The sequence below is a fragment of the Actinokineospora sp. UV203 genome (genome assembly GCF_056323665.1).
Genome location: NZ_CM150484.1, coordinates 1,898,141 through 1,924,215, shown reverse-complemented (window position 1 = coordinate 1,924,215; position 26,075 = coordinate 1,898,141). Strand labels below are relative to the sequence as shown.

Below are 26,075 nucleotides of genomic sequence, written 5' to 3'. Positions count from 1 at the left end.
CGAAGGAGGATCCCGGCGGTGCTCGCTGCCCTGATCCGATACAAGTGGCTCATCGCCGTCGTCCTCGTGGTCGCGGCCGCCGCCACGACCCTGGTCGTGCACGTGTCCGGCGATGACTGTGCCGACTGCCTTCAGGCTCCGGGCGGCAGCACCATCGAGGCGAAGATCAAGGTCACCGGCGAGTCCGGGGATGCCATCGCCGGCGCCAAGGTCACCGTGCACGGCATCGCGGACACACCGGTCGCGCTGACCACCGACGACGAGGGAACCGTGCGTACTCCGGTGCTGTCGGGGCCCGCGGTGGCCGTCATCGAAGCGGCCGGGCACATCGTCGAGCCCGTTCCGATCGGGTGGTCGGACTCCGGCAAGGAGGTGGCGGTGCGGCTGTTCGCGCGCACGGCCAACCGCTTCGCGATGCACTCCACCGGCGATGTGATGTTCGGCAGGCGCTACGCCGTGCCGACGCAGGAGGAATCCAACCGGTCGCAGCCGCTGATCCCGGCGGATGACGCGGCGGCGGGTGCCGAAGAGGTCGTCTCGGCCGTCGCGCCCGCCTTCGGCGCCGCGGACTTCCGCACGGTGAACTTGGAGACCGTGGTCAGCGACAAGACCGCCGACGCCGCCTACCCGGGCAAGCGATTCATCTTGAACTCGGCGACCGGAACGGTGGCCGGGCTGAAAGCACTGTCGGTGGACCTGGCCGTGCTCGCGAACAACCACACACGCGACCTGCTCGACGCGGGTGTGGCCGACACGCGGGCGGCTCTGACCAGCGCCGACATCGCGATGGTGGGCGCTGGGATGACCGCGGAGGAGGCATCCACGCCGCACACCCGTGAGGTCAACGGGGCCCCGGTCACCGTGCTGGCCTATAACAGCGTCGACGGGTCGTTCGTCAACTCCAGCTTCCCGGACGCCCGCACGCGCAAGCCCGCGGACCTGCCCGAGAAGGAGCAATGGCAGTACCAGGCTCGGCCCTGGGGGTTCGCCGAGGCGAAGATCGCGACCGCGCCCCGGCGCATCCGAGAGGCGTGGGAGCAGTTCACCGCGGCGGAGAGCGAGGTCGAGGCCGACGTGGTGGGCCGCATGTGGGCATCGCTGTCGCAGATGTACCCGGAGATGCAGGACTGGGTGGCGCGCCGCGGTCACGGTGGTGCGGCCCCGTGGGACGGCAAGCGGTCCGAGGAGCAGATCCGGGCGTCGCCGAACGGGGTCACCGTCGTCCAGGTGCACGCGGGCTTCCAGTTCCAGGACGCCGCCTCGGACAACATGCGGGAGATCGCGCGCAAGGCGATCGACGCGGGAGCGGACATCGTGATCGCCCACCACCCGCACGTCCTGCAGGGCGTCGAGTGGTACAAGGGCAAACTGATCGCCTACAGCCTGGGCAACTTCGTGTTCGACCAGAACTTTATGAGCACGTTCTCGAGCGCGTTCCTGCGCACCGTGTGGGAAGGCGACCGACTGCTCGAGGCGCGGCTGCTGCCGATCGAGATTGTTGACTACAAGCCGGTCCCGGTCACCGACCGTGGCGCCGCCCAGGTCCTCACCCGGGTCTGGGAGCGCAGCGCGCTCACCACGGAGTCCTATCGCGATAGCGCGGGGGAGGTTCGCACGAGACCGGTCAAACGCGGCTCGGACAGCGTGGAGGCGCAGATCGCCATCGAGCGGCACACCGGTCGGATCACCGCCGCCGCGCCCGCCGAGCAGAACGTCAAGGTCCGGCTCGGTCCGTTGGCGACGGTGGACCTGGCGGACTCGGTCCCGCTCGACGCCCTGGCCCGGCCGCAGGACGCCCGAGGGATCGACGTCGGCCGCGATCTGTTCGGCTGGGGCCACTTCGAGGACGAGTCCGCTGACGGAGCCGTCAGCGAAGCGATCCACTGGAGCGTCAACAGCAAGCGGGAAGGAGCCCAGCCCGGGCAGACTCCGCAGGGCCTGCGCTTCCTGCGGTTGGAGACCAGGGACGGAGACTCGGTCCAGACCCGCACGATCGCCCGGATACCGCTGCCCCGACACCGTTTGTTCAAAGAGCGCAGGGGGAAGGCGGTGGGCGCTGACCCCAACCCGTCGTACTCGGTGAGCGCGATGGTCCGCCGCGCGACGACCGCGGCCCCCGAGTTGCGGTTCGAGGTGTACAACTTCGACGACAGCAATCCGGCGGAGGACCCGTCGTCGCAGGTGGTCGCCAGTTATGTCAAAGCGATCGATGTCCCGGCCGACGGGGAATGGCATCGGGTCGTCATAGACTTGACGATCGAGGAACTCGACGCCGGCCCGGCACAGGGAAACATGGTCATGCCCTACTTCCGCCTCAACAGTCGCGACGGCGACCGGGTCGCCTGGGTCGACCTCGACGACGTCCGGTTCATCGAGTGGCGCTCCGCGGCAGGCCTGACCGACACCCTCGCCCCGTTCACCATGGCCCGCAACCGTGGCGACACGACAGCGGAGCTCCCGCTGGTGGTTCGGCAGAACCGCTAGTGACGGGCCACTAGCTGCCTGCTCAGCCCTCGGCGCGCTCCTTGGCGTCGTAGGCGAGGTCGGCGTAGTCGGGGGCGGGCTCGGTTTCGTTCAAGGCGACGAGTTCCTCCGGCTTCACCCGCTCGGGCAGCGAGCCGAACCGGGCGTAGCGGAGGAAGGCGAATTCCTCGTCGGTGAACTTCTCGGCCATGGGCCCTCCCGTTGTCCTCCCCAAGTGTGCCTGGGTTCCGGCGACATGGGAATGCGCCCGACGGCGGTTGGGGGCAGGTTGGCGGCGGAGTTTTGTCGGTGGGCGGGGCTAGCTTGGCGGCCTCGACTTTCTGGAGGACAACCATGAGCCATCTCAGTGCGAACCAGCCGCTCGGCACCCCGACCTGGATCGACCTCGGCATCCCCGATCTCGACCGGGCGATGGCGTTCTACCACGCGCTGTTCGGGTGGGAGTTCGACATCGGCCCCGCCGAGACCGGGCACTACACGACCTGTCTGGTCGACGGTAAGCGCGCCGCCGCGATCATGCCCAATCCGGACCCCGCCGCCACCGACTTCTGGTGGAACATCTACCTCGCCACCGACGACTGCGACGCCACCGTCGAGCGGGTCCGCGCGGCGGGCGGCACGGTGCTGGCCGAGCCGATGGACGTCATGGAGCAGGGGCGGATGGCGATCGTCAAGGACCCGGTCGGTGCCCAGTTCGGCCTCTGGCAGGGGAACAAGCACATCGGCGCCGAGGTGGTGAACGAGCCCAATTCCTTGCTGCGCAACGACTTGGTCACGCCGGACGCGGCATTGGCGCGACCGTTCTACGCCGCGGTCTTCGACTTCACCCTCGACGCCAACCCCGACCTGCCCGACCTCGACTTCACCTTCCTGCGCAGGCCCGACGGCCACGAGATCGGCGGCATCATGGGCGAGCCGACCGCGACCAAGTCGAGTTGGGGGACGCTGTTCCAGGTCGACGACTGCCACGCCGCCGTCGAGCGTGTGGTCGCCGCCGGGGGAACAGCCGACGCCGTGCAGAAGATGGTGTACGGCAACACCGCCGCCATCACCGACCCGTTCGGCGTTACCTTCGACATCGGATCGCCTCCTTCGGCGTAATTCGGTGCGGGCTGCCAAAACTGACCGTTCCCGCTATTCGAAAGGGGACACTTTTCGTAGCGAGATTCCGCAATGACCGATCAAGCGTTGCCTTAAGTCACTGCCGTCGCCAGTCTCCATTCCGAGACCTTTCGGATACCTGAGCGCAACGGAGTGTCAACGTGCACGTCTCAGCCAGACGCGGACTCGCCGCGACATCGGTGGTCGCCGCCGTCCTGGCGGTGGTCACCGTGGCCTCGTCGCCCGCCGTCGCCGCCGATTTCTACACCCCGCCGTCGCCATTGCCCGCGGGGCGGAACGGCGACGTCATCAAATCCCAGCCGTCCACTTATAACGGCGCCACAGCGACCCGCGTCATGTATTTGTCGCGGGACGCCAAAGACAAGCCGATCGCGGTGACGGGGACGGTTCTGGTCCCGGCCAAGCCCTGGTCGGGACCGGGGCCGCGCCCGATCGTCGCCTATTCGCCGTTCACCTCCGGCATGGGCGACCAGTGCGCGCCGTCGAAGACCCTGGCGGGCGAGGGTGGCGGCGACCTGGCCTCACAGACGCATGGCCTGTTCATCAATCCGTTGCTGGAGCGGGGAATCGCCGTCGCCCAGACCGACTACCAGGGTCTCGGCACGCCCGGCGAGCACACCTACGTCGTCCGCGCGTCCGAGGCGCACACGGTGCTCGACGTGGTCCGGGCGGCGCAGCGGCTTCCCGGCAGCGGTCTGCCTGCGAACGGGCCGGTCGGCATCACCGGCTACTCGCAGGGTGGCGGCGGTTCGGCCGCCGCGGTCGAGCTGGCGTCCGAGTACGCGCCGGAACTTGACGTGAAGGGCGCATACGTCGGCGCGCCGCCCGCGGACAAGGCGGTGCTCGCCAAGAGCCTCGACGGCGCGTACGCGTTCGGGTTCCTCGGGTTCTCGCTGGTCGGCATCAACCAGGCCTACCCGGAGACCCGCTTGGTCAGCCTGGCCAACGAGGCGGGCGCGGAACTGTTCGTGCAGGCGTCGCAGGTGTGCACGATGGACGCGATCTTCAAGTTCGCGTTCAAGCAGTCGAGCAGCCTGACCAAGGACGGCAAGCCGGTGTCGGCGTATATGACGCAGGAGCCGTTCGCCACGGTGATCAAGGACATGCGGATCGGCAACCGCAAGCCGACCGCGCCGACGCTGGTCGAGCACGCCCCGGCCGACGACATCCTCCCCTACGGCCAGGGCAGGCAACTCGCCAAGGACTGGTGCGGCTTGGGTGCGAACGTCCAGTTCCGGGACATCCTCGCGCTGCCGCTGCTGGCGCACGTGTTCGCGGCCCAGCCCGCGGCAGGCAACTCGGCGGCGTGGCTGGGGGACCGGTTCGCGGGCAAAGCCGCCACGCCGAACTGCGGGAAGTTCTAGCTCCCACCGGGTGGATAGGGAACGGCCCGCGAGCGCCATTGCTCGCGGGCCGTCCTCAGCACCCTCAGACCAGCGGACGGTCCGTGGGCTCGATCGGCCGCGGCAGCACTGCCCGGCCGGTCAGGTAGGCGTCGACGCCTGCCGCGGCGCTGCGGCCCTCGGCGATCGCCCACACGATCAGGGACTGGCCGCGGCCCATGTCGCCCGCGGTGAAGACGCCCTCGACGGAGGTCTGGAAGTCGGTGCCCCGGGCGACGTTGCCGCGCGGGTCGAGGTCGACGCCCAGGTCCGTGAGCAGGCCTTCTTTCTCCGGGCCGACGAAGCCCATCGCCAGGGTGACCAGGTCGGCCGGGATCTCGCGCTCCGAGCCGGGGACGGGGACGAACTTGCCGCCCTCGTCGGCCACCTCCGTCAGCCGAAGCGCCCGCACGTTGCCGTCCGCGTCACCGACGAACTCCGTGGTGGACACCGAGTACACGCGCTCGCCGCCCTCCTCGTGGGCCGAGGTGACCCGGTAGAGCATCGGGTACGTCGGCCACGGGTTGACGTCCGCCCGCGTCTCCGACGGCTTGGGCATGATCTCCAGCTGGGTCACCGAAGCCGCGCCCTGCCGGTGCGCCGTGCCGACGCAGTCCGCGCCGGTGTCGCCGCCACCGATGACGACGACATGCTTGCCGGCAGCGTGGATCGGGGAACGGTCCAGCGTCCCGGCCGCGACGCGGTTGGCCGGGGGCAGGTACTCCATCGCCTGGTACACGCCGTTGAGCGAGCGGCCGGGGATGGGCAGGTCGCGCCACGCGGTGGCGCCGCCCGCCAAGACCACGGCGTCATAGTCGTCACGCAGCCGCGAGACGGTGACGTCCACGCCGACGTTGACACCGACACGGAACTCGGTGCCCTCAGCCTCCATCTGCTCAAGGCGCTTGTCGAGCCGGGACTTCTCCATCTTGAACTCGGGAATCCCGTACCGCAGCAGACCGCCGATCGCGTCCGCCCGCTCCAGCACCACGACGTCGTGGCCCGCGCGAGTCAGCTGCTGGGCGGCGGCCAGGCCCGCGGGCCCGGAGCCGACCACGGCGACCTTCTTGCCGGTGCGCACGGTCGGGACCTGGGGCTTGATCCAGCCCTCGTCCCACGCCCGGTCGATGATCGAGATCTCGACCCGCTTGATGGACACCGCGTCGTCGTTGATGCCGAGGACGCACGCGGCCTCACACGGAGCCGGGCACAGCGTTCCGGTGAACTCCGGGAAGTTGTTCGTCGCATGCAGCCGCTCCGAAGCCGCCCGCCAGTCGTCGCGCCAGACCAGGGTGTTCCACTCCGGCACCAGGTTGCCCAGCGGGCAGCCCTGGTGGCAGAACGGGATGCCGCAGTCCATGCAGCGCCCGGCCTGCTTCTGCACGCGCTCGTTGCCGAACTCGTCGTACACCTCTCGCCAGTCCTTCAGGCGCAGGAACACCGGCCGGTGGGACGCGTTCTCCCGCGGCGTGGTCAGAAAGCCCTTGGGGTCAGCCATGTGCGGCCTCCATGATCGCCTTGTCGATGTCGCGGCCGTCGCGCTCGGCGGCGGCCCGCGCGGCCAGCACGCGCTTGTAGTCCTTCGGCATCACCTTGGTGAAGCGCCGGACCTCGTTGTCCCAGTCCGCCAGCAATGCGCGGGCGACCGCGGATTCGGTCTCCGCCAAGTGCTTCGAGACGACCTCACGCAGAAAGTCGTTGTCTTCCACGGAAAGCGGGTCGAGGTCGACCATCTCCGGGTTGACCCGCTGCGCGGCCAGGTCGAGCACGTAGGCGATGCCGCCGGACATGCCCGCCGCGAAGTTGCGCCCAGTAGGCCCGAGCACGACCACGCGGCCACCCGTCATGTACTCGCAGCCGTGGTCGCCCACGCCCTCCACGACGGCCAGCGCGCCGGAGTTGCGGACGCAGAAGCGTTCACCCACCTTGCCGCGCAGGAAGATCTCGCCGCCGGTGGCGCCGTAGCCGATGACGTTGCCCGCGATGACGTGGTGCTCGGCGGTGTACTGCGAGCCGGGGTGCGGGCGCACGGTGATGCGGCCGCCGGACAGCCCCTTGCCGACGTAGTCGTTGCCGTCACCGACGAGCCGAAGCGTGATCCCGCGCGGGATGAACGCGCCGAACGACTGGCCCGCCGTGCCGGTGAAGGTCACGTCGATCGTGTCGTCGGGCAGGCCCTCGCCGCCCCAGCGCTTGGTCAGCTCTGAGCCGAGCATGGTGCCCACGGTCCGGTTGACATTGCGCACGGGCAGTTCGAGCCGCACGTGGTCGCCGGAGTTCAGCGCGCCCTCGGCGAGCTGGATCAGCGTGTTGTCGAGTGCCTTCTCCAAGCCGTGGTCCTGCTTGGTGACGCAGTGCCGCGAGGCCCGCGGTTCCAGCTCCGGCACGTGGAAGATCGGCGACAGGTCCAGACCCGAGGCCTTCCAGTGGTCGACCGCGTCGCGCATGTCGAGCAGCTCGGCGTGACCGACGGCCTCCTCGATCGAGCGGAAGCCCAGCGCGGCAAGGTATTCGCGCACTTCCTGGGCGATGAACTCGAAGAAGTTGACCACGTACTCGGCCTTGCCGCTGAACTTGGCGCGCAGCACCGGGTTCTGCGTGGCCACACCCACCGGGCAGGTGTCCAGGTGACACACCCGCATCATGACGCAGCCGGACACGACCAGGGGAGCGGTGGCGAAACCGAACTCCTCGGCGCCCAGCAGCGCCGCGATCATCACGTCTCGGCCGGTCTTGAGCTGCCCGTCGGTCTGCACGACGATCCGGTCGCGCAGCCGGTTGGCCAACAGCGTCTGCTGCGTCTCGGCCAGACCCAGCTCCCACGGACCGCCCGCGTGCTTGATCGACGACAGGGGAGAGGCGCCGGTCCCGCCGTCGTGGCCCGAGATGAGCACCACGTCGGCGTGCGCCTTGGACACACCCGCGGCGACCGTGCCGACGCCGACCTCGGAGACCAGCTTCACGTGGATGCGGGCCGCCGGGTTGGCGTTCTTCAGGTCGTGGATGAGCTGCGCCAGGTCCTCAATGGAGTAGATGTCGTGGTGCGGCGGCGGGGAAATCAGGCCCACGCCCGGCGTCGAGTGCCGGGTCTTGGCGATCCACGGGTACACCTTCGTGCCCGGGAGCTGCCCGCCCTCGCCGGGCTTCGCGCCCTGCGCCATCTTGATCTGGATGTCGTCGGCGTTGACCAGGTACTCACTGGTGACGCCGAACCGTCCACTGGCGACCTGCTTGATCGCCGAGCGCCGCTTCGGGTCGTAGAGCCGGTCGGAGTCCTCGCCGCCCTCACCGGTGTTGGACTTCGCGCCCAACTGGTTCATGGCGATCGCCAGCGTCTCGTGCATCTCCTGCGAGATCGAGCCGTAGGAGATCGCGCCCGTGCTGAACCGCTTGACGATCGACGAGACCGGCTCGACCTCCTCGACCGGCACCGGCGGGCGCACCCCCTCCTTGAAGGCGAACAGGCCGCGCAGCGTCTTCAGCGACGCCGACTGGTCGTCGACCGCGCGGGTGTACTCCTGGAAGATCTCGTACTTGCCCGAGCGGGTGGAGTGCTGCAGCTTGAACACAGTGGTCGGGTTGAACAGATGCGGCTCGCCCTCGCGGCGCCACTGGTAGTCGCCACCGGTGATCAGGTCGCGGTGGCCTGCGCGAACGCCGTCGCGCGGGAAGGCCTGCGCGTGCCGCTGCGCCACTTCCTCGGCCAGCACGTCGAAGCCGACGCCGCCGAGCCGCGAAGTGGTGCCGGTGAAGCAGGAGTCGATGACCTCGGCGCCGAGGCCGAGGGCCTCGAAGATCTGCGCACCGGTGTAGGAGGCCACAGTGGACACGCCCATCTTGGACATGGTCTTGCGGACGCCCTTGCCCAGCGCCTTGATCAGGTTGCGGGTCGCCTTCTTGGCGTCCACGCCCGCGATCAGGCCCTGCTCGGCCAGCTCCTCGACCGTGGCCATCGCCAGGTACGGGTTGACCGCCGCCGCGCCGTAGCCGATGAGCAGCGCGATGTGGTGCACCTCGCGGGCGTCGCCGGACTCCACGACCAGGCTGACCTGGGTCCGCGTCTTCTCCCGCACGAGGTGCTGGTGCACCGCGCCGACCAGCAGCAACGACGGGATCGGGGCCAGGTTCTCGTCGACCCCCCGGTCGGACAGCACGATGACCCGGGCGCCGTGCTTGATCGCCCACGACACCTCGGCGCGGATCTCGTCGAGCTGCTCACGCAGGGCGTCACCGCCGCCGCGCACGTCGTAGAGGCCGTGGATGGTGACGGCCTGGTAGTCCGGCCGGTCGCCGTCGTCGTTGGCGTGCACGATCTTGGCGAGTTCGTCGTTGTCCAGCACCGGGAACGGCAGCGTGATCCGGCGGCAGGAGGTCTCGTCGACCTCGAGCAGGTTCGGCTCCGCGCCGAGCGTGGCGCCCAGCGAGGTCACCAGCTCCTCGCGGATCGCGTCCAGCGGCGGGTTGGTGACCTGGGCGAAGAGCTGGCTGAAGTAGTCGAACAGCGGTCGCTGGTTCGTCGACAGCGACGCCAGGGGAGCGTCGTTGCCCATCGAGCCGATCGGCTCCGCGCCGGTGCGAGCCATCGGCTGCAGCAGGATCGCGAGTTCTTCCTCGGTGTAGCCGAACGCCTGCTGCCTGCGCACTAACGAAGCGTGCGTGGGCACCTCGCGCTCGCGCTCCGGCAGCGACTCCAGCGTGGTGAGTCCATTCGCGACCCACTCGGCGTACGGGTGCTCGGCGGCGAGGGCGCCCTTGATCTCCTCATCGTCGACGATGCGGCCCGCGGCCGTGTCGACCAGGAACATCTTGCCCGGCTCCAACCGTCCCTTGCGGACGATCGTGGTCGGGTCGATGTCGAGCACGCCGACCTCGGAGGCCAGCACGACCAGGCCGTCCTCGGTGACCCAGTAGCGGGCCGGGCGCAGGCCGTTGCGGTCGAGCACGGCGCCGATCTGGGTGCCGTCGGTGAACGAGACCAGCGCGGGGCCGTCCCACGGCTCCATCAGCGTCGAGTGGAACTCGTAGAACGCCCGGCGGGCCGGGTCCATCTCGGTGTGGTTCTCCCACGCCTCGGGGATCATCATCAGCACCGCGTGCGGCAGCGAGCGGCCACCGAGGTGCAGCAACTCCAGCACCTCGTCGAAGGACGCGGAGTCGCTCGCGCCGCGGGTGATGACCGGGAAGATCCGCTTGAGGTCGCCGGGGATCAGGTCGCTGGCGAGCATCGACTCGCGGGCGTCCATCCACGCGCGGTTGCCGCGCAGCGTGTTGATCTCACCGTTGTGCGCGACGTACCGGTACGGGTGCGCCAGCGGCCACGACGGGAACGTGTTGGTGGAGAAGCGGGAGTGCACCAGGCCGATCGAGCTGGTGACCCGCTCGTCGTTCAGGTCGGGGAAGAACAGGCCGACCTGGGGCTCGGTGAGCATTCCCTTGTAGACGATCGTGCGGGAAGAGAGAGAGGCGAAGTACACCCCGTTGTCCCCAGCCGCGTCGTGCTCGGCGCGCTTGCGCACACAGAAGGCCAAGCGCTCCAGCGGAAGGCCGGACACGCCGTTGGCGGCGGCGATGAACAGCTGGGAGAAGTACGGCATGACCGACGCGGCGGTGGCGCCCGCGTGCTCGCGGTTGACCGGCAGCTCGCGCCAGCCCAGCACCACGGCGCCCTCTTCGGCGGCCACACGCTCGATGACGGCCACAGCGGCGGCGCGCTCGGTCTCGTCCACGGGCAGGAAGGCGGTGCCGACGGCATAGGCGTCAGGCAGGGTGAAATCGACGACCTCGCGGTAGAACCCGTCCGGAACCTGGATCAGGAGGCCCGCGCCGTCGCCGGTGTCCGGCTCGGCACCGCGGGCGCCGCGGTGTTCCAGGTTGCGCAGGGCGACGAGCGCTTTGGCGACGATGCCGTGGTCTCTGCGACCGGCGAGGTCGGCCACGAACGCGACGCCACAGTTGTCGTGTTCGTACTGCTCGTCGTAAAGGCCCCCGTGCCGGGGGTCTTGGCGGGTCGTCATGTGAAGCGGCCCTCCCTCTGCTGAAGCGCACACGGGCGTGCCGAGTGGTCAGGGGAAAGCCGCAATGGGCACTTTCACCGTCGACTCGGCCCGGTGTGCGTCGCGGTGCTGTGCGGCGACGTGCGGAAATAGCCCGGGCTTGGGCGGTTGAGCGCACCTCATCGTGCGGAGTGGCAGCGCACCTCGTCGTGCGGCCTGCGTGCGGCGGTCTTGTCCGGTGTGGACGCCGTCGTCACGCGATATCGCCCCAGGATCGTCTGGGGCTTTCCATGACAATAGTGTGAACTCGGCGTTATCGGGATACGCCGAACGGAGCTCGTGGCGAACACCACGTGCCCTTGACGCCGGGCTTCCGTCGCCATGATAGCTCTGACCAGGCGATTCTGTGTTTCGGGAGCGTTTCGGGGCCTTCGGACGTTGGGCAGATATCCGGCCGAATTCTTCCAGGGAAGGGACTCGCGGTGCCGATTCTGTTGGTGCTGTTCCTCGCCGTCGTAGCGGAAATCACCGTGATGGTCACTGTCGGCAACCTTGTCGGCATCCTGCCGACCATCTTGCTGCTTATCGCCGCGACCTTCCTTGGCGTTGCACTGCTGCGCCGAGAGGGCACCAAAGCACTCGGCGCGCTGCAGGCCGCGGTCACCGCCCGCCGCCCGCCGGAGCGCGAGCTCGTCGACGGCGTGCTCGTCGCGGCCGCCGGCGTGCTGGTGGTCCTGCCCGGCTTCATCAGCGACATCCTGGCGATCCTGCTGCTCCTCCCGCCGACCCGCGCCATCGTGCGCCGCAGGCTCATCCGCCGGGCCGAGGTCGCCGTGGCCAACCGCGAGCGCCGGACGATCATCGTGGACTCGATGGTCGTCGACCCGGGCACCGACTATCCCCACCCTTCCGCATCCGACGCCCAGCCGACTATCTTCCTCCCGGAGAGCAGGCGCGAGTCCGACTGAGCGGCCTTCTCCATCAGGTGAACAGGCCGATGTCCCGCGTGCCTGTAGCCGCTTGTCTCGGAAGGATTGGCCGCATGCGTCGTTCCCTTGTCGTGATTCCCGCGGCGGCAGCACTGCTGCTCGCCGTCACGGTCCCCGCGTCCGCCGCGGGCCCCACGTCGGGCACGTTCCAGACCTACAGCCCGGGCGCCACCGCGATCACGTACGCGCCCGACAAGGTCCCCGTCGGCGCCAAGGCCACGGTCGTCCCGATCTCCGAGGGCGACAAGACGGTCGTGCTGCTGATCGTCAAGGACCTGCTGCCCGACCGCCACTACGGCGCCCACGTGCACGTCAAGCCCTGCGGCGCGCTGCCCGCCGACGCGGGCCCGCACTTCCAGAACGTCAAGGACCCGGTGGTCCCGTCGGTCGACCCGGCCTACGCCAACCCGCAGAACGAGATCTGGCTCGACTTCGAAACCGACGCCCGCGGCCACGGGCACGCGGTGGCGAAGGTCGACTGGACCTTCGGCGACCGCCCGGCCGACTCCGTCGTCATCCACGCCGAGCACACCCACACCGCCCCGGGCCACGCGGGCACCGCGGGCCCCCGCCTGGCCTGCCTCACCCTCGACGACTGAGCGACTCCGTGTGCCGGGGCCCGAGAGATGAGTGGAAGTACTCAAGGCAAGGGCCCCGGCGCCGGCTAACGTGACGCCATGATCCGAATTCGCACGGTCGTGGCGGTGGCCGCGGCCGTCGTGGTGTCGTCCTGCGCCTCGTCGCCAGGCACGTCGGGCACGGCGGAGACCGACCGCCAGGCCAAGACGGTGGCCGACGCGATCAGCTGGCCCCGCCAACACTCCGCGGCCGGTTACGCCCGCGCCGCGCTCGCCACCAGGCTGGGCTCGACCCCGGACTTCGCCGTGCTGGAGATGAAGGATCTGCGCGCCCCGACCGCTGCCGACCCGCACGCGCGTCTCGTCATCCGCATCCACCAGCCGTCGACCGACGCCAAAGCAGGGCGGACCGACGAGGTGAACGCCTGCTACCGCATGGACTTCGACAACCACGGCATCATCGACAAGCCGGAGTCGGTCACGTGCACGGAGAACGCTCTCCCGATCACCCCGCCGCCATACCCGTCGTGGAAGAAACCCGAGATCTTCGACAACCAGGTGCGGTCGGTTCTCGCCGGCCTTCCGGCGGAAGTCGAAGAGGCCGCGGTGATCGCCGCGCTCCAGCGGGCGGACCTGTTTCCCACCCTCGCCGACCCGGAGACCGAGAAGCGGGATCCGGCGATCGACCTGACTGTTGTCGGGCGGCGCGGCGTGGGGGTGTCCTTCCTCGGCAGCGACGGCGGATGCCTGCTGGGCTCCCGGGTGGCGGGGGGAGGTCGCGTCTGGCGGCCTCAGGGCCATCCGTGCACAGCCGCTTCGGCGCTCGCCGGGCTTGGCGCACCCTGACCCTCAACCGAGCAGCGCCAACAATGTCCGCGGACCGCTGACCTGTGCGTCCGCCTTCTCGCAGCGGCGGCGCAGTTCCCGGTCGGCGGTGATCACCAGGCACGGCGCGTCGAGTCGGCCGCGGGCCATGTCGACGATGGTGTCGTCGCCGCTGCCCGGGGCGTCGACGACGGTGATGCCGTCCACCGAGCCGATCCCGCGGGCCGCGCCCTCGGTGACGAAGAGGATCTCCGGGAAGGCGAGGTCGAACGGCGCGATCCTGGGGAAGCCCGTGACCTTCGCCAAGTCGTCGCGCAGTCTGGCGGCGGCGCCCGCGCGGTCTTTCCACCAGCCGTCGGCGCGGGCGCCCATGACGTTGGCGGCGTCGACGATCAGCACCGGGCGGCGCAGGGCGGTGCGCAGCGTGGGCCAGGCCTTGGCGAACGGCGGGTACAGGCTGAGCCGGTCCACCTCGTCCACCGGGATCCACGCGGCGGCGCGCGTCTCGCGGGAGGCGCGCTCGACGGCAGGCATCGTGTCGACGGAGCCGATCACGGTCTCGTAGGACCAGTTGCCGTGGTCCACCCCGATCACGCCGAACGGAATCACCAGACTCGTGTCGAGGGTGCATTCCTCGCCGGTCTCACGCAGCGCGGCCTCGACGGCGCTCTCGTGGCTGTCGCGCGCGCCGCCGAACAGGGCCCAGGTGCCGCCGCCGGGTGTCCACCGCGAGCGGTGCTGCAGCAGGACGTGCCCGTCGTGCACCGGCAGCAGGCCCGCCGCGCCGAAGCGGCCCCAGTGGATGTGCCCGCGCTCGCAGCGGACCACCCGGTCACCGTCACCCCGTGCCATGCGCCTCCTCGAACGCGGCCGGAACGCCCTTCGCGAACCCTGTCCGCTCCAGTATCGGCGTGACCCCGAACGTCGCGCCGCCGAAGTGCGCGCCGTCGGCGAATCGGGCGTCCTCCTTGCGGAACCAGGCGGGCCCACCGAACTTCGCGCGCACGAACTCGGCGTCCTCGGCGAAGGCCACCTCGTCGAACGTGGTCCCGCGGGTGAACTTCAGGGCCAGCCAGGCGAGCAGTGCGAGGACCACCGAGGAGAGGGTCTTCACGTCCGACAGGCCGGAGGCGCCCAACATCGTGAACGCCACGGCCACCAGGGCCAGGATGTAGAGATCCACGTTGTCGTCGTTGATCACACGCACCAGTAACCGGCGCAGTCTGCCTGGCCTCTGAGACATATCCGGATCTTCTCAGAGTTCGCCGACAGCGGTCACGTAAACGACAGCTGTGCCTGCCTCATCGGATGCGGCCAGGTCGATCTCTGCGGTGAAGCCCCAGTCGTGGTCGCCCGCCGGGTCCTCGAAGATCTGCCGGACCAGCCAGCGCTCGGCCTCGGCCTCGATGATCAGCAGCGCCGGGCCGCGGGCGTTGGGGCCGGTCCCGATCTGGCTGTGCGTCTCGAAGTACGGGGTGAGCGCGTCGGCCCAGGCCTCGGTGTCCCAGCCGCTGTCGCCGTCGAGTTCTCCGAGCGCGTAGTAGTCGCGGCGGGCCGCGAGCTGGACGCGGTGGAACAGGGCGTTGCGGACCAGGACGCGGAAGGCGCGGGTGTTCTTGGTGACCGCGGGCGGGGTGTCGTCGACCCGGTCCTCCAGCTCGCCGGTCTCCGGGTTGGTGAGCTTCTCCCACTCGTCGAGGAGGCTGGAGTCGACCTGCCGGACCAGCTCGCCGAGCCACTCGATCAGGTCGGTGAGGTCCTCGGTCTTGGCGTCGTCCGGGACGGTCTGGCGGACCGCGCGGAAAGCGTCGGCGAGGTAGCGCAGGACCAGGCCCTCGGAACGGGTCAGGGCGTAGAAGGAGACGTACTCGGTGAAGGTCATCGCGCGCTCGTACATGTCGCGCACGACGGACTTGGGGGAGAGCTGGTAGTCGCCCACCCATGGGTGCCCGCGCCGGTAGGTGTCGAACGCCGGGAGCAGCATCTCGGCCATCGGCTTCGGGTGGGTGACGGTCTCCAGGAGCTCCATCCGCTGGTCGTACTCGATGCCCTCGGCCTTCATCGCCTGCACAGCCTCACCACGCGCTTTGTGCTGCTGCGCGGAGAGAACCTGACGCGGGTCGTCCAAAGTGGACTCCACGACGGACAGCACGTCGAGCGCGTAGCTGGGGGACTCGCGGTCCAGCAGTTCGATCGCGGCCAGCGCGAAGGGGGAAAGCGGCTGGTTGAGCGCGAAGTCGAACTGCAGGTCGACGGTCAGCCGGACGGAGCGGCCCTGGTCGTCGGGCTCGTCGAGCTTCTCCACCACGCCGGCGGCCAGCAGCGCCCGGTAGATCGCGATGGCCCGCAGGATGTGCCTGCGCTGGGCGGGGCGGTCCTCGTGGTTGTCGGTCAGCAGCTTGCGCATCGCGGTGAACGCGTCGCCGGGGCGGCCGATCACGTTGAGCAGCATGGAGTGGCTGACGTGGAAGCTGGAGGTCAGCGGCTCCGGCTCGGCTGCGACAAGGCGTTCGAAGGTCGGCAGACCCCAGGACACCATGCCCTCGGGCGGCTTCTTCCGCACGAACTTGCGGCGCTTCTTCGGGTCGTCGCCGATCTTCGTCAGCGACTTCTCGTTGTCGATCACATGCTCGGGCGCTTGGACGAGAACCGTCCCGAGCGTGTCGTAGCCCGCCCGGCCCGCGCGGCCCGCGATCTGGTGGAACTCGCGGGCCTTGAGGATGCGGGTCTTCACGCCGTCGTACTTGGACAGGGAGGTGAACACGACTGTCCGGATGGGAACGTTGATGCCCACGCCGAGGGTGTCGGTGCCGCAGACGATCTTCATCAACCCGGCCTGCGCCAACCGTTCCACCAGCCGCCGGTACTTCGGCAGCATCCCGGCGTGGTGCACCCCGATGCCGTGGCGCACGAGCCGGGAGAGCGTCTTGCCGAAGCCGGAGGAGAACCGGAAGTTCCCGATCAGCGCGGCGATCTTCTCCTTCTCCTCCTTGGTGCAGACGTTGATGCTCATCAGCGCCTGCGCCCGTTCGAGGGCGGCGGCCTGGGTGAAGTGGACGACGTAGATCGGGGCCTGGTTGGTGCTGAGCAACTCATCCAGGGCCTCGGTCAGCGGCGTCATTCCGAAGGAGTAGAAGAGCGGCACCGGTCGTTCGGCGGAGGTCACCACAGCGGTGTCCCGCCCGGTCCGCCGCGTCATGTCGTCCTTGAACCGGGTGACATCGCCCAGGGTCGCGGACATGAGGATGAACTGGACCTTGGGCAGCTCCAGCAGCGGGATCTGCCACGCCCACCCACGGTCGGGTTCGGCATAGAAGTGGAACTCGTCCATGACGACCTGGCTCACATCGGCTTCGGCGCCGTCGCGCAGGGCGATATTGGCCAGGATCTCGGCGGTGCAACAGATGATCGGAGCACTGCCGTTGACACTGGAGTCCCCGGTCATCATGCCCACGTTCTCGGCGCCGAACATCTCGCACAACGCGAAGAACTTCTCCGACACCAACGCCTTGATCGGCGCGGTGTAGAAACTCCGGACTCCTTGCGCGAGAGCGGTGAAGTGCGCCCCCGCGGCGACCAGGCTCTTGCCGGAGCCGGTGGGGGTGTTGAGGATGACGTTGGCCCCGGAGACGATCTCCATGAGCGCCTCCTCCTGGGCGGGATACAGGGAAAGACCCTGATCGGAGGCCCAGCCGGCGAAGGCGTCGAAGAGCTCGTCGGGTTCGGGGGTGGCGGGCAGCCGCGAAGTGAGCGTCATGGTGCTCCGATCGTGCCTGGTCCACTCACCGCCTCGACACGCGGGGCCACCCCAACCCCGCGAGTCCAACGTTCAAGACAACGAGTCCAACGTTCAGCACGTCGTGAACGTTGGACTCGTTGTGCTGAACGTTGGACTCGCGGGGTTGGAGATCCCAGGCTGGCCGTGGCGGGACAGTGCACCAGCCTGGGATGGTCTGTGTGGTTAGAACCGGTGCCCGTAGAGGACGCTGCGGACAGCGCCGACGACGGAGCTGAACAGCGGCAGGGCCGGGTGCACCGGGTCCGGCGCAGTAGCCCAGAAGGCAACCGAGCGGTCCGTGTGCCCAGTGGGCAGCAGGACTCGCGCGTTCACCGGCTCCACGCCGGGGGGCAGCGGCCTGCGGCGCTGTTCGTCGGTCATCGGCTGGGTGAGGAAGGTCCACTCGGTGCGCTTGCCGGGGGTCGCGAGCACGGGGCCCGCCAACATCCGCAGCCGCAGCCACCACTGCACTTCCGCGCCCAGGCCCGCGCGCATTCGCAGGCCGCCTACGTGTTCGCCGAGGTCGAGGTACGCGCCGAGTGCGTCGCCGTCGACCGGCCAGCCCAGGGTGGTCCGGTAGTCAGGCACTTCGAACGCGAGCGCGTGCGGCTGTGCTCCACCGTCCAGTGCGCGCAAGTCGGATAGTTCCGCCGCCGTCATGGCGAGCCACCTTTCGCCGTCGACGGGTCGGGTGCGCCTCCTGTGGCGTGGTTGGTCCGAACGTCGACTTCTGTTCATCAGAATGAGTGATGGTGGCCCCCGTCACCCATCTCAGTAAGGCATAACGTTCGCCTGATGAGTCGCCAATCGGCAGGTCAGCCCGGTCTACACGCGAATGGACGCAGGCAGGATGCGCCGAAGGATCCCGTGTGGGTGACCGTGTCGGCGCCACTCTCTCGGGTAGCCGAGTGACACTTCCTGGAAGAGGACGCCGTCGTGGTGGGTGATCCGCGGGATGTGCAGGTGCCCGTAGACCATCGCGGCGGTGGGGAAGCGGGTGTGCCAGTCGGCGGTCAGTTCCGTTCCGCACCACTGGGCGAACTCGGGGTAGTGCAGGATCCGGGTGGGTTCGCGCACCAGCGGGTAGTGGTTCACCAGCACCAGGGGAAGGTCGCACTCGGCGAGGCGGGGCTCGGTCAGCGCCACCCGCGCGCGGCACCATTCGTCTCGGGTCGGGTACGGGTCGGGGTGCAGGTAGACCTCGTCGGTGCAGACGACGCCGGTCTCGTGGGCGTAGGCCAGCGACTCCTCCTTGGAGGAGCACCCCGGCGCGTGGAAGGTGTAGTCGTAGCCGATGAACAGCGGGGCCACCAGGACCGGACCGCCCTCGCCGTCCCACCGCTCGTACGGGTCTTCCGGGGTCACGACCCCGAGGCCGCGGCACATCTCCACCAGCGCCTCGTACCGAGCGACACCGCGGGCCTGAACCGGATCGGCGCCGACGGTCCACAGTTCGTGGTTGCCGGGCGCCCAGATCACCTTGGCGAACCGCTCGGCCAGCTGCCCGAGCGCCCACTCGATGTCGGGCACCTGGTCGGCGACGTCGCCCGCGACGATCAGCCAGTCGTCCGCGGACTCGGGCCGCAGCCCTTCCACGATCGCGCGGTTGTCCGCGTAGGTGATGTGCAGATCGCTGATCGCCAGGAGTGAGCCCACGCCTCGATACTCGCATGAGCGCCCGACACCGGTGATCTCACCCGCCCATCAGCTCCGCCGCCCGCTTGATCGCCTTGCGGACCCGGAAGTACGACCCGCAGCGGCACACGTTCTCGATGGCGTCGATGTCGGCGTCGGTGGGCTTCTTGGTCCGCTTGAGCAGCGCCACCGCCGCCATGATCTGACCGGGCTGGCAGTAGCCGCACTGCGCGACGTCCTGCTCCAGCCACGCCTGCTGCACCGGGTGCAGCACGTCGCCGTCGGCCAGGCCCTCGATGGTCGTGACCTCCTTGCCCGCCGCGTCGGCCACGGGCACGACACACGGGTTCACGGCTTTGCCGTTGAGGTGGCTGGTGCACGCCTTGCAGACGTCGATCCCACAGCCGTACTTCGGCCCCTTGACACCCAGCTTGTCGCGCAGCGCCCACAGCAGCGGCAGGTCGGCGGGCGCGTCGACGGTGACCGTCTTGCCGTTCACGGAGAAGGTGTAGTTGGGCAACGGGTTCTCCTTAGCGCGGGAACGGTTCGAAGTCGACCGGGAAGTTGATCGGGAAGCTGCGTGGCGCGATGCCGGTCGCGCGTGCGTACGCGTTCGCGATGGCGCCGACCGCCGCGGGGACACCGAGTTCGCCCGCGCCGCCGGGCTCGCCGTTCGGCGGCATGATGAAGATCTTGACGTCGGTGGGGGAGTCCTTCTGCCGGGCGTAGTGGAACTGCGAGTAGCTGCCCTCCAGCGGCAGTCCCCGGTCCAGGTGCAGACCGGCGCGCAGCGTCGTGGAGATCGCGTCGGTGAGCCCGCCGAGCAGCTGCGACTCCAGGCCGCGCGGGTTGATCGGCCTGCCGTAGTCGGCGGCGATCACGGCCTTCACCACGCGCGGGCTCTTCCTGTCGCGGGCGTCGATCGTGACCAGGCACGCGGTGCACGACTTGTACTCCTCGTGGAACCCGACGCCCTGGGCGAACCCGGCGGGCAGGCTCATGCCCCACTTGCCTTCCGTGGCGACCTTGTTCAGCACGGCGCGCTGCTTGTCGGTCTTGAGGAACTCGCGGCGGAACGCGACCGGGTCCTTCCCGAGTTTGCGGGCCAGCTCGTCGACCATGATTTCCTCGGCCCCGCGGGTGTTCGCCGAGTAGACCGAGCGCCAGCTGCCGGTGTGCATCTTCAGCGGCACTTCGTTGAGAAGCTGTGTGGTGACACCGAAGTTGTACGGCGACTTGATGGTCGTGAGGAAGACCGTCTGCGCGAAGCTGAGATTGCCGCCGATTGGGAGGTTCGCCGCCGTCGCGGTGAGGATCTCGCCGAGGCCGTGGCGGAAGTCGGTCTCCACGCTCGCGACGCGGTGCTCGAAGGTGAGCACGTTGCCCAGCGCGAAGGTCGCGCGGATCTTGTGGTGGCTGGCCGCGCGGGCGCGGCCGTGGCGCATGTCGTCGATCCGGCTCCACATGAGTTTCACGGGCCTACCCATGGCCTTCGAGATGTGCGAGGCCTCCAAGGCGGAGTCGAAGAACAGTTTGCGGCCGAACGAACCTCCGCCCTGCACCACGTGGACCTTGACGCTGTCCTGCGGCAGCCCCAGCTCCTGGGCGATGGTCTGCTGGGCGACGATCGGGGATTTGAGACCGGCCCAGATCTCGGCGCGGTCGGGCCGCACGTCGGCGATCGCGGAGTTCGTCTCCAGCGGCGCGTGGCTGGCGAAGGCGAAGTCGAACTCGGCTTCGACGTACTGGGTCAGCAGCGGCGGCACCACGAACGGCAGCGCGGCGGCCCGCAGCTTCTTCTTGATCGTCGCGTCGGACTCGGCGTCGACCGTGCCCGCGTTCCAGGTGACCTTGAGCGCGCGCGTCGCGTCGAGTGCCTGCCCGAAGGTCTCGGCGGCGACGGCGACACCGGTCCGCACGACCGCGACGTCCACGACGCCGGGCATCGCGCGCACCGCGGCGGCGTTGTCCACGGACCTGACCGTGCCGTTGATCGACGGCGGCCTGCGCACCATGGTCGGCAGTGCGCCCGGCACGTCGAGGTCCAGGGTGTACTGCTGCTGCCCGGTGACCATCGCACGGGCGTCGATGCGCGAGGTCGCCGTGCCGATGAGGGTGAACTCCGACTCCGGCTTGAGCGCGGGTGACCCGACGGACAGCGCCGTGTCGGCCGCTTCCACGGCCAGTTCGCCGAAGCTGACGTGCAGCCCGTCGAGCGAGACCACCTCGCCCGCCTTCGTCCGCAGGCTCGACGCCTCCGTGTCCCACCGGGCCGCCGCTGCGGCGACCAGCCGGGCCCGCGCGGCCGCGGCGGCCCGCCGGACCGGCTCGTAGACCGCGCGGATGGTGTTGGAACCACCGGTGAGCTGGTTGAACAGCAACTCGGGCCGCGCGTCGTCGAGGCGGACCCGCACCTGCGAGAGCGGCACGTCCATCTCCTCGGCGACCAGCATGGCGGTGGCCGTGGTGATGCCCTGCCCGACTTCCTCGCGCGGCAGCCGCAGCATCACCGTGCCGTCGGGCTCGACGGTCAGGATCAGCATGTTCGAGGTGGGGGCGGCGGCGAGGATGAGGAGCTCGCCCAGGTCCATCAGGTCGGCGGGGGCCGGCGGCGTCGGCACGGCGGCCCCGGCCGTCGGTTCGTCACCGGCGAGATTCACCGCGATGGTCAGCGTGGGAGCGGCGACGAGGAACGCCAGAACCTGGCGCCTGGTTGGTGTGCCCATCGGAACCTTCCGTCTGGACCAAGTGGGGGGATGGTCTAGGCCGACCGGGGGTGTGACTCAGGGCACTTTAGGCAGAAGGTGTGTGCACCTTCAACAACTGGTGGCGGTGTCTTGGTGCGTGATTGACGAACGGTCGGATGGGCGGGACGAACGGCACCCATCCACGCCGCCATGGTCACCGAACCGGGGCCTGGCTTGGGGAACAGTCAGTGCGGCGGCCCGGCGAGGAAGATCGAGGTGTAGGTGACAGCGAGCCCGGCGGCGGCGCCGAGCATGAGCGAGAGGGCCTGAGCGCCGGTCAGCCGGGACTCGCGGAGTTCGCGCTCGTACTCCCGCTGCCGGTCGTCCATCACCCGCTGCGCCATGCCCAGGTGGTTCGGGTCGAGCGGTGCGTTGACGGGCCGAGGTCGTTCGGGTGTCGGGCGAGTGGTGAAGAGGTCGTACAGGCACTGGAGGAAGGCGGCGGCCCCGAGCGCGATGGCCGGGGCGAACGCGGCCAGACCCACCCATGAGGGACCGGTGTCGAGGGCGCGGGCGACCAGCCACCCGCCGAGTTCCAGCACCAGCGCGGCGAGGCCGAATCGAACTCCAGTGCTGACGCCGGGTCCGATCGCGGTGGACCCTCGGCGGCCCTGGGTGACCTGGATGATCGCGGCCGTGGTCTGGATGAGCGCGGCGGCGAACGAGATCCACGCGGGCCAGAACTCCGTGGGCATGGCATCCCTCCAGCGATGATCTTAGATCGCCGGGAGGGTGGCCGGAATCGGGTTCTGTCGTTCGAGTGATCGTCGTGGCTGGGGGATCTTGACGCCGGGACAATCGGGCAGATGAGGAGACGCGGCGAGTTGGTGGCGAGCCCGACCTATCAGACCGCGCCGGTGTGCGTGGAGTGCGAGAACACGCCGCGGCTGGTGAAGATGGCGGCCGAGCGAATGGCGCACGGGTTCAGGCTTGCCGGTGGGGTCTTCGAGAAGTGCCGCTCTCGCAAAGGGTGGCACTTCCTGATCGACCAGGCGGCCGACGAGTGGACGCCCGGGGACACGGTCAAGGTGCCGATTCCGCCGTATCGGCCGTCATGGTGACCAGCCGCTTCGGGGACCACGAGGAGGCGGGGAGAGTCAGCGTGCCCGCCGTGGGGTTCTTGGAATCACGCACCCGAGCCACCGCCGAGTAGGCGACCTCGACACAGTCCTGCTGGTGATTGCTGAAGCTCGACTTGCGCCACTCTCCGTGCATGGTGTTTCAGCCCCGTTCGTGATCAGCTGCAATCTTGGTCAGGAAGTTCACCGAATCGGCGCAGCCAAGCGATGCCTGGATCAGCGAAGCGGTGTGGGTGCGAAACGCTTGCGTGTCTTCCGGCTCGTGGAGGAAGCCCGATACCCGGCTGTGCTCCACGTAGACGATCGGCGGCACCTTGGGGAACTCCAGCAGGGAGAAGTAGCCCGGGTTGTGGTAGCCGCCGTGCCGGAAGGGGATCACGTGGAGTGCGATGTTCGGTTGTTTCGCCATGTCGATGAGCCAGTTGATCTGCTCGGCCATCGCCGCTGATCCACCGTGTGGGCGACGCAGAGCGGCCTCATCCAAGATCGCCACATACTGCGGTGCGACGAGTCGGGCGAGGACATTCTGTCGGTCCAACCGTGCGGCGATCATGGCTTCGTGCATGGCCGTTGTCCGGCCCAGTGCGGTGATCGCGCGGGCATAGGCGGGCGTCTGCAACAGTCCCGGCACCGTGCACGGCGCGAAGTTGACGATGGAGACCGCTTCCGACTCGAAAATCGGCAACGTGGGGCGGTCGGGGTTGGTGTCGATGCCGAGCCAGCGCGAAGTGTTCAGCTCTTCGACCAGGGCCATGATCCGCTTGCGTTCGGAACCGACCACTCCGTAGATCGCGAGCATGGCGGACACCTCCGCCACCGTCGCGATCCGCTTGGCGTTCTCCGTGCGGTTCACCGTCGCGATCGACTGGTCTAGGCGGATGGCGGCTTGGCGGGTGGTGAGTCCTGCCGCTTCGCGGAGCTTCGTCAGCTCCGTCGCGAGGACACGCATTCTGGCTGGAAGTCGTTCGCTCATGTGTTTCATGAGATCAGAAGTTTCCCGGCCTGCGAATGCCACTAATGGCTGAGCGTTCTCGGGGTATGAAACGCCACCACCGCGGGCCAGAGCGACTGCGCCGCCGCCAGCACCCGCTCCGACAAACCCACCCACCGCTCCGAGCGCAGCGACACACCGAACACCGCGAGCAGAGCCAACAGGACCAAGCCCGCTATCCGGGACCGCCGGGTGCCTGCGAGCAACGGCCAGACCGACAGGAGGCCGAACGCCGCCGCCGCGACGGGTCCGTGGGTCTCCGAAGGTTGGGGGAACACAGCTACCGCCGCCGTGGCCACCCCGCCCGCCGCGAGCACGAACCGGGCGCTGGGGCGGGCCGAGGTCAGGCCGGTGGCCGTCACCACGTGGCAGATGCCGGTGATGGCCAGGCCGGTGGTCATGATCCAGCGGTCCTGGGCGTTGATGGCGGCCAAGGCGCTGATCGTGTCGCGGACCGAGTCGAAGTCGGCTGTCCTGGCGGCGGCGATGGTCCAGCCGCCGATCAACGCCACCGGGGCCAGCGCCGACGACACGCGGGCCCAGGGGGCCGTCACGCGTCGGCCAGGGTGTCGAGGATGCCTTGGCCGTACTTGGCCAGTTTGTTCTCGCCGACGCCGCTGATGGTGCCCAGTTGCTCAAGGGTGGACGGGGTTTGGGTGGCGATCTGGCGCAGCGTGGCGTCGTGGAAGATCACGTACGCGGGGACGCCCTGTTCCTTCGCGGTGGCTCCTCGCCAGGCGCGGAGGCGTTCGAAGATCGGGGTGGCCTCGGCGGGCATGTCGACGGCGGCCGCCGCCGGCTTGCGGGTCCGCGGTTGGCGGGTGCGCTCGGGCTCACGGCGCATCATTACCTGGCGGGTGCGGCCGAGTACCTCCGCGCTGGCCTCGGTCAGCGCCAGGGTCCCGTAGTCGCCTTCGACGGCCAGCAGGCCCTGGGCGAGGAGTTGGCGGACGACGCCACGCCATTCGCTGTCGTTGAGTTCGGTGCCGATGCCGAAGACTTTGAGCTGGTCGTGCCCGAACTGGGTGATCTTCTCCGTCTGCTTGCCGACCAGGATGTCGATCACCTGGCCCGCGCCGAACTTCTGGTTGCGCTCGCGGTCGAGCCGGAACACCGCCGACAGCAGCTTCTGCGCGGGCACCGTGCCGTCCCAGGACTCCGGGGGAGTCAGGCACGTGTCGCAGTTGCCGCAGGCCTGGCCTTCCTGGCTGAAGTAGTTGAGCAGCTGCACCCGCCTGCACTCGACGGTCTCGCACAGTGCGAGCATCGCGTCGAGGTGGGCGCTGAGCCTGCGGCGGTGCGCCAGGTCGCCTTCGGATGTCTCGATCATCTTGCGCTGCTGCACGACGTCGGCCAGCCCGTACGCCAGCCACGCTGTCGACGGCAGGCCGTCGCGGCCCGCGCGGCCGGTCTCCTGGTAGTACCCCTCGACGGACTTCGGCAGGTCCAGGTGCGCGACGAACCGCACGTCCGGCTTGTCGATGCCCATGCCGAACGCGATCGTGGCGACCACGATCAGGCCGTCCTCACGCAGGAACCGGCTCTGGTTGCGCGCCCGCACTCGCGCATCGAGTTTCGCGTGGTACGGAACAGCGGGAATTCCATTCTGCACAAGGAATTCCGCTGTCTTCTCCACCGATGCGCGGGACAGGCAGTAGACGATCCCCGCATCGCCCGCGTGCTCGGTGCGCAGCAGGTCAAGCAACTGCTTCTGCGGGCTGTTCTTCGCGACGATGCGATATTGGATGTTGGGCCGGTCGAAGCTGGCCACGAAGTGCTTGGCCTCGCCAAGGTTCAGCCGTTGCGTGATCTCCGCGTGGGTGGCTTTCGTCGCGGTGGCGGTCAGCGCGATGCGGGGAATGTCCGGCCAGCGTTCGTGCAGATCCGACAGCGCAAGGTATTCCGGGCGGAAATCGTGGCCCCACTGGGACACGCAGTGCGCCTCGTCGATCGCGAACAGTGAGACCTTGCCCCGGTCGATCAGCCGGGTTGTCGACTCCATTCGCAGCCGCTCGGGAGCCATGTACAACAAGTCCAGCTCGCCGTTGACGAACGCGTCCTCGACTTCCCGCCGCTCCTGCGAGTCCTGGGTCGAGTTGAGGAATCCCGCGCGCACACCAAGGTTTCGCAGCGCGTCGACCTGATCTTGCATCAGGGCGATGAGCGGCGAGATCACCACGCCCACACCCTCGCGGACCAGCGCGGGAATCTGGTAGCAGAGCGACTTGCCGCCGCCGGTCGGCATCAGGACCAGCGCGTCGCCACCGCCGACGACGTGACTGATGATCGCTTCCTGGTCGCCGCGGAAGGCGTCGTAGCCGAAGATCCGGCGCAGGACGTCGAGCTCGGGCGTCAGGGTGTCGGCGGAAGTCACGGGTCCGATCGTACGAGGTTTCCCGGGTCGTCGGTGCGATCGGCACGGCCCTGTGGACAACTGGGCCGTGCCGATGCCCGTTCTGTGGATATGTGGCT

22 protein-coding genes are annotated in these 26,075 nt (G+C 69.0%); 7 read left to right on the top strand and 15 right to left on the bottom strand.

The window, feature by feature from the left end:
* Positions 1-18 precede the first annotated feature (18 nt).
* Complete coding sequence (locus ACUZ2Y_RS08745; RefSeq protein WP_476328708.1) at positions 19-2,484, top strand: CapA family protein; 2,466 nt, start codon at positions 19-21, stop codon at positions 2,482-2,484.
* 22 nt (positions 2,485-2,506) lie between these two features.
* Here the strand turns inward: ACUZ2Y_RS08745 and ACUZ2Y_RS08740 are convergent, their stop codons facing one another.
* Positions 2,507-2,674, bottom strand: a complete 168-nt coding sequence (locus tag ACUZ2Y_RS08740; protein WP_476328707.1) for a hypothetical protein — start codon at positions 2,672-2,674, stop codon at positions 2,507-2,509.
* Positions 2,675-2,817: 143 nt separating this feature from the next.
* On the opposite strand from ACUZ2Y_RS08740, the gene ACUZ2Y_RS08735 reads away from it, so the two are divergent.
* Together ACUZ2Y_RS08735 and ACUZ2Y_RS08730 are read left to right on the top strand one after the other, a co-directional pair.
* On the top strand, positions 2,818-3,585 hold the full coding sequence (locus ACUZ2Y_RS08735) for a VOC family protein (protein ID WP_476328706.1): 768 nt from the start codon (positions 2,818-2,820) through the stop codon (positions 3,583-3,585).
* 161 nt (positions 3,586-3,746) lie between these two features.
* The gene (locus tag ACUZ2Y_RS08730) at positions 3,747-4,970 is read left to right on the top strand and encodes a lipase family protein (RefSeq protein WP_476328705.1); all 1,224 of its coding nucleotides are present in this window, start codon (positions 3,747-3,749) and stop codon (positions 4,968-4,970) included.
* 64 nt (positions 4,971-5,034) lie between these two features.
* On the opposite strand, the gene ACUZ2Y_RS08725 is transcribed toward ACUZ2Y_RS08730, so the two are convergent.
* On the bottom strand, positions 5,035-6,486 hold the full coding sequence (locus ACUZ2Y_RS08725; RefSeq protein ID WP_476328704.1) for a glutamate synthase subunit beta: 1,452 nt from the start codon (positions 6,484-6,486) through the stop codon (positions 5,035-5,037).
* Entirely contained in the window at positions 6,479-11,002 is a 4,524-nt protein-coding gene (gene gltB, locus ACUZ2Y_RS08720) for a glutamate synthase large subunit (RefSeq protein WP_476328702.1), read from the bottom strand. Before gltB ends, ACUZ2Y_RS08725 begins: the two co-directional genes overlap by 8 nt.
* A gap of 461 nt (positions 11,003-11,463) precedes the next feature.
* Here gltB and ACUZ2Y_RS08715 point away from each other — a divergent pair, with 461 nt between their 5' ends.
* The 3 genes from ACUZ2Y_RS08715 (at position 11,464) to ACUZ2Y_RS08705 (ending at position 13,394) form a co-directional block, all read left to right on the top strand.
* Positions 11,464-11,949 carry an FxsA family protein gene (locus tag ACUZ2Y_RS08715; RefSeq protein ID WP_476328701.1) on the top strand — a complete coding sequence of 162 codons (486 nt, stop codon included), beginning with the start codon at positions 11,464-11,466 and terminating at the stop codon, positions 11,947-11,949.
* A gap of 74 nt (positions 11,950-12,023) precedes the next feature.
* A complete protein-coding gene (locus tag ACUZ2Y_RS08710) occupies positions 12,024-12,569 on the top strand; it encodes a superoxide dismutase (protein ID WP_476328699.1) in 546 nt (181 codons plus the stop codon).
* A 78-nt stretch (positions 12,570-12,647) separates the two neighbouring features.
* The gene (locus ACUZ2Y_RS08705; protein ID WP_476328697.1) at positions 12,648-13,394 is read left to right on the top strand and encodes a hypothetical protein; all 747 of its coding nucleotides are present in this window, start codon (positions 12,648-12,650) and stop codon (positions 13,392-13,394) included.
* Positions 13,395-13,397: 3 nt separating this feature from the next.
* Here ACUZ2Y_RS08705 and ACUZ2Y_RS08700 read toward each other — a convergent pair whose 3' ends face one another.
* The 8 genes from ACUZ2Y_RS08700 to ACUZ2Y_RS08665 form a co-directional block, all read right to left on the bottom strand.
* Positions 13,398-14,225 (bottom strand): NUDIX hydrolase, encoded by an 828-nt coding sequence (locus ACUZ2Y_RS08700; RefSeq protein WP_476328695.1) that lies wholly within the window; start codon positions 14,223-14,225, stop codon positions 13,398-13,400.
* Complete coding sequence (locus tag ACUZ2Y_RS08695; protein ID WP_476328693.1) at positions 14,212-14,616, bottom strand: pentapeptide repeat-containing protein; 405 nt, start codon at positions 14,614-14,616, stop codon at positions 14,212-14,214. The genes ACUZ2Y_RS08700 and ACUZ2Y_RS08695 overlap by 14 nt, the downstream gene beginning before the upstream one ends.
* Before the next feature lie 12 nt (positions 14,617-14,628).
* Positions 14,629-17,130, bottom strand: a complete 2,502-nt coding sequence (locus ACUZ2Y_RS08690; protein WP_476328691.1) for a DEAD/DEAH box helicase — start codon at positions 17,128-17,130, stop codon at positions 14,629-14,631.
* 204 nt (positions 17,131-17,334) lie between these two features.
* Entirely contained in the window at positions 17,335-17,811 is a 477-nt protein-coding gene (locus ACUZ2Y_RS08685) for a hypothetical protein (RefSeq protein WP_476328689.1), read from the bottom strand.
* A gap of 165 nt (positions 17,812-17,976) precedes the next feature.
* A complete protein-coding gene (locus ACUZ2Y_RS08680) occupies positions 17,977-18,807 on the bottom strand; it encodes a metallophosphoesterase family protein (protein WP_476328687.1) in 831 nt (276 codons plus the stop codon).
* A gap of 37 nt (positions 18,808-18,844) precedes the next feature.
* The gene (locus tag ACUZ2Y_RS08675; protein WP_091374921.1) at positions 18,845-19,306 is read right to left on the bottom strand and encodes a (2Fe-2S)-binding protein; all 462 of its coding nucleotides are present in this window, start codon (positions 19,304-19,306) and stop codon (positions 18,845-18,847) included.
* 10 nt (positions 19,307-19,316) lie between these two features.
* Complete coding sequence (locus ACUZ2Y_RS08670; RefSeq protein WP_476328685.1) at positions 19,317-21,512, bottom strand: xanthine dehydrogenase family protein molybdopterin-binding subunit; 2,196 nt, start codon at positions 21,510-21,512, stop codon at positions 19,317-19,319.
* 206 nt (positions 21,513-21,718) lie between these two features.
* A complete protein-coding gene (locus ACUZ2Y_RS08665; protein ID WP_476328683.1) occupies positions 21,719-22,228 on the bottom strand; it encodes a hypothetical protein in 510 nt (169 codons plus the stop codon).
* A gap of 111 nt (positions 22,229-22,339) precedes the next feature.
* Between ACUZ2Y_RS08665 and ACUZ2Y_RS08660 the strand changes: the two genes are divergently transcribed.
* Positions 22,340-22,594 (top strand): hypothetical protein, encoded by a 255-nt coding sequence (locus ACUZ2Y_RS08660; protein WP_476328681.1) that lies wholly within the window; start codon positions 22,340-22,342, stop codon positions 22,592-22,594.
* Here ACUZ2Y_RS08660 and ACUZ2Y_RS08655 read toward each other — a convergent pair.
* Genes ACUZ2Y_RS08655 through recQ form a run of 4 tightly spaced genes read right to left on the bottom strand, consistent with a single transcriptional unit; the run spans position 22,557 to position 25,977 of the window.
* Complete coding sequence (locus ACUZ2Y_RS08655) at positions 22,557-22,748, bottom strand: DUF397 domain-containing protein (RefSeq protein WP_476328679.1); 192 nt, start codon at positions 22,746-22,748, stop codon at positions 22,557-22,559. The genes ACUZ2Y_RS08660 and ACUZ2Y_RS08655 overlap by 38 nt on opposite strands.
* 6 nt (positions 22,749-22,754) lie before the next feature.
* Complete coding sequence (locus ACUZ2Y_RS08650) at positions 22,755-23,627, bottom strand: helix-turn-helix domain-containing protein (protein WP_476328677.1); 873 nt, start codon at positions 23,625-23,627, stop codon at positions 22,755-22,757.
* Complete coding sequence (locus ACUZ2Y_RS08645; protein ID WP_476328675.1) at positions 23,627-24,157, bottom strand: DUF998 domain-containing protein; 531 nt, start codon at positions 24,155-24,157, stop codon at positions 23,627-23,629. Before ACUZ2Y_RS08645 ends, ACUZ2Y_RS08650 begins: the two co-directional genes overlap by 1 nt.
* Positions 24,154-25,977 carry a DNA helicase RecQ gene (recQ, locus tag ACUZ2Y_RS08640; protein ID WP_476328673.1) on the bottom strand — a complete coding sequence of 608 codons (1,824 nt, stop codon included), beginning with the start codon at positions 25,975-25,977 and terminating at the stop codon, positions 24,154-24,156. Before recQ ends, ACUZ2Y_RS08645 begins: the two co-directional genes overlap by 4 nt.
* Positions 25,978-26,075: the final 98 nt, after the last annotated feature.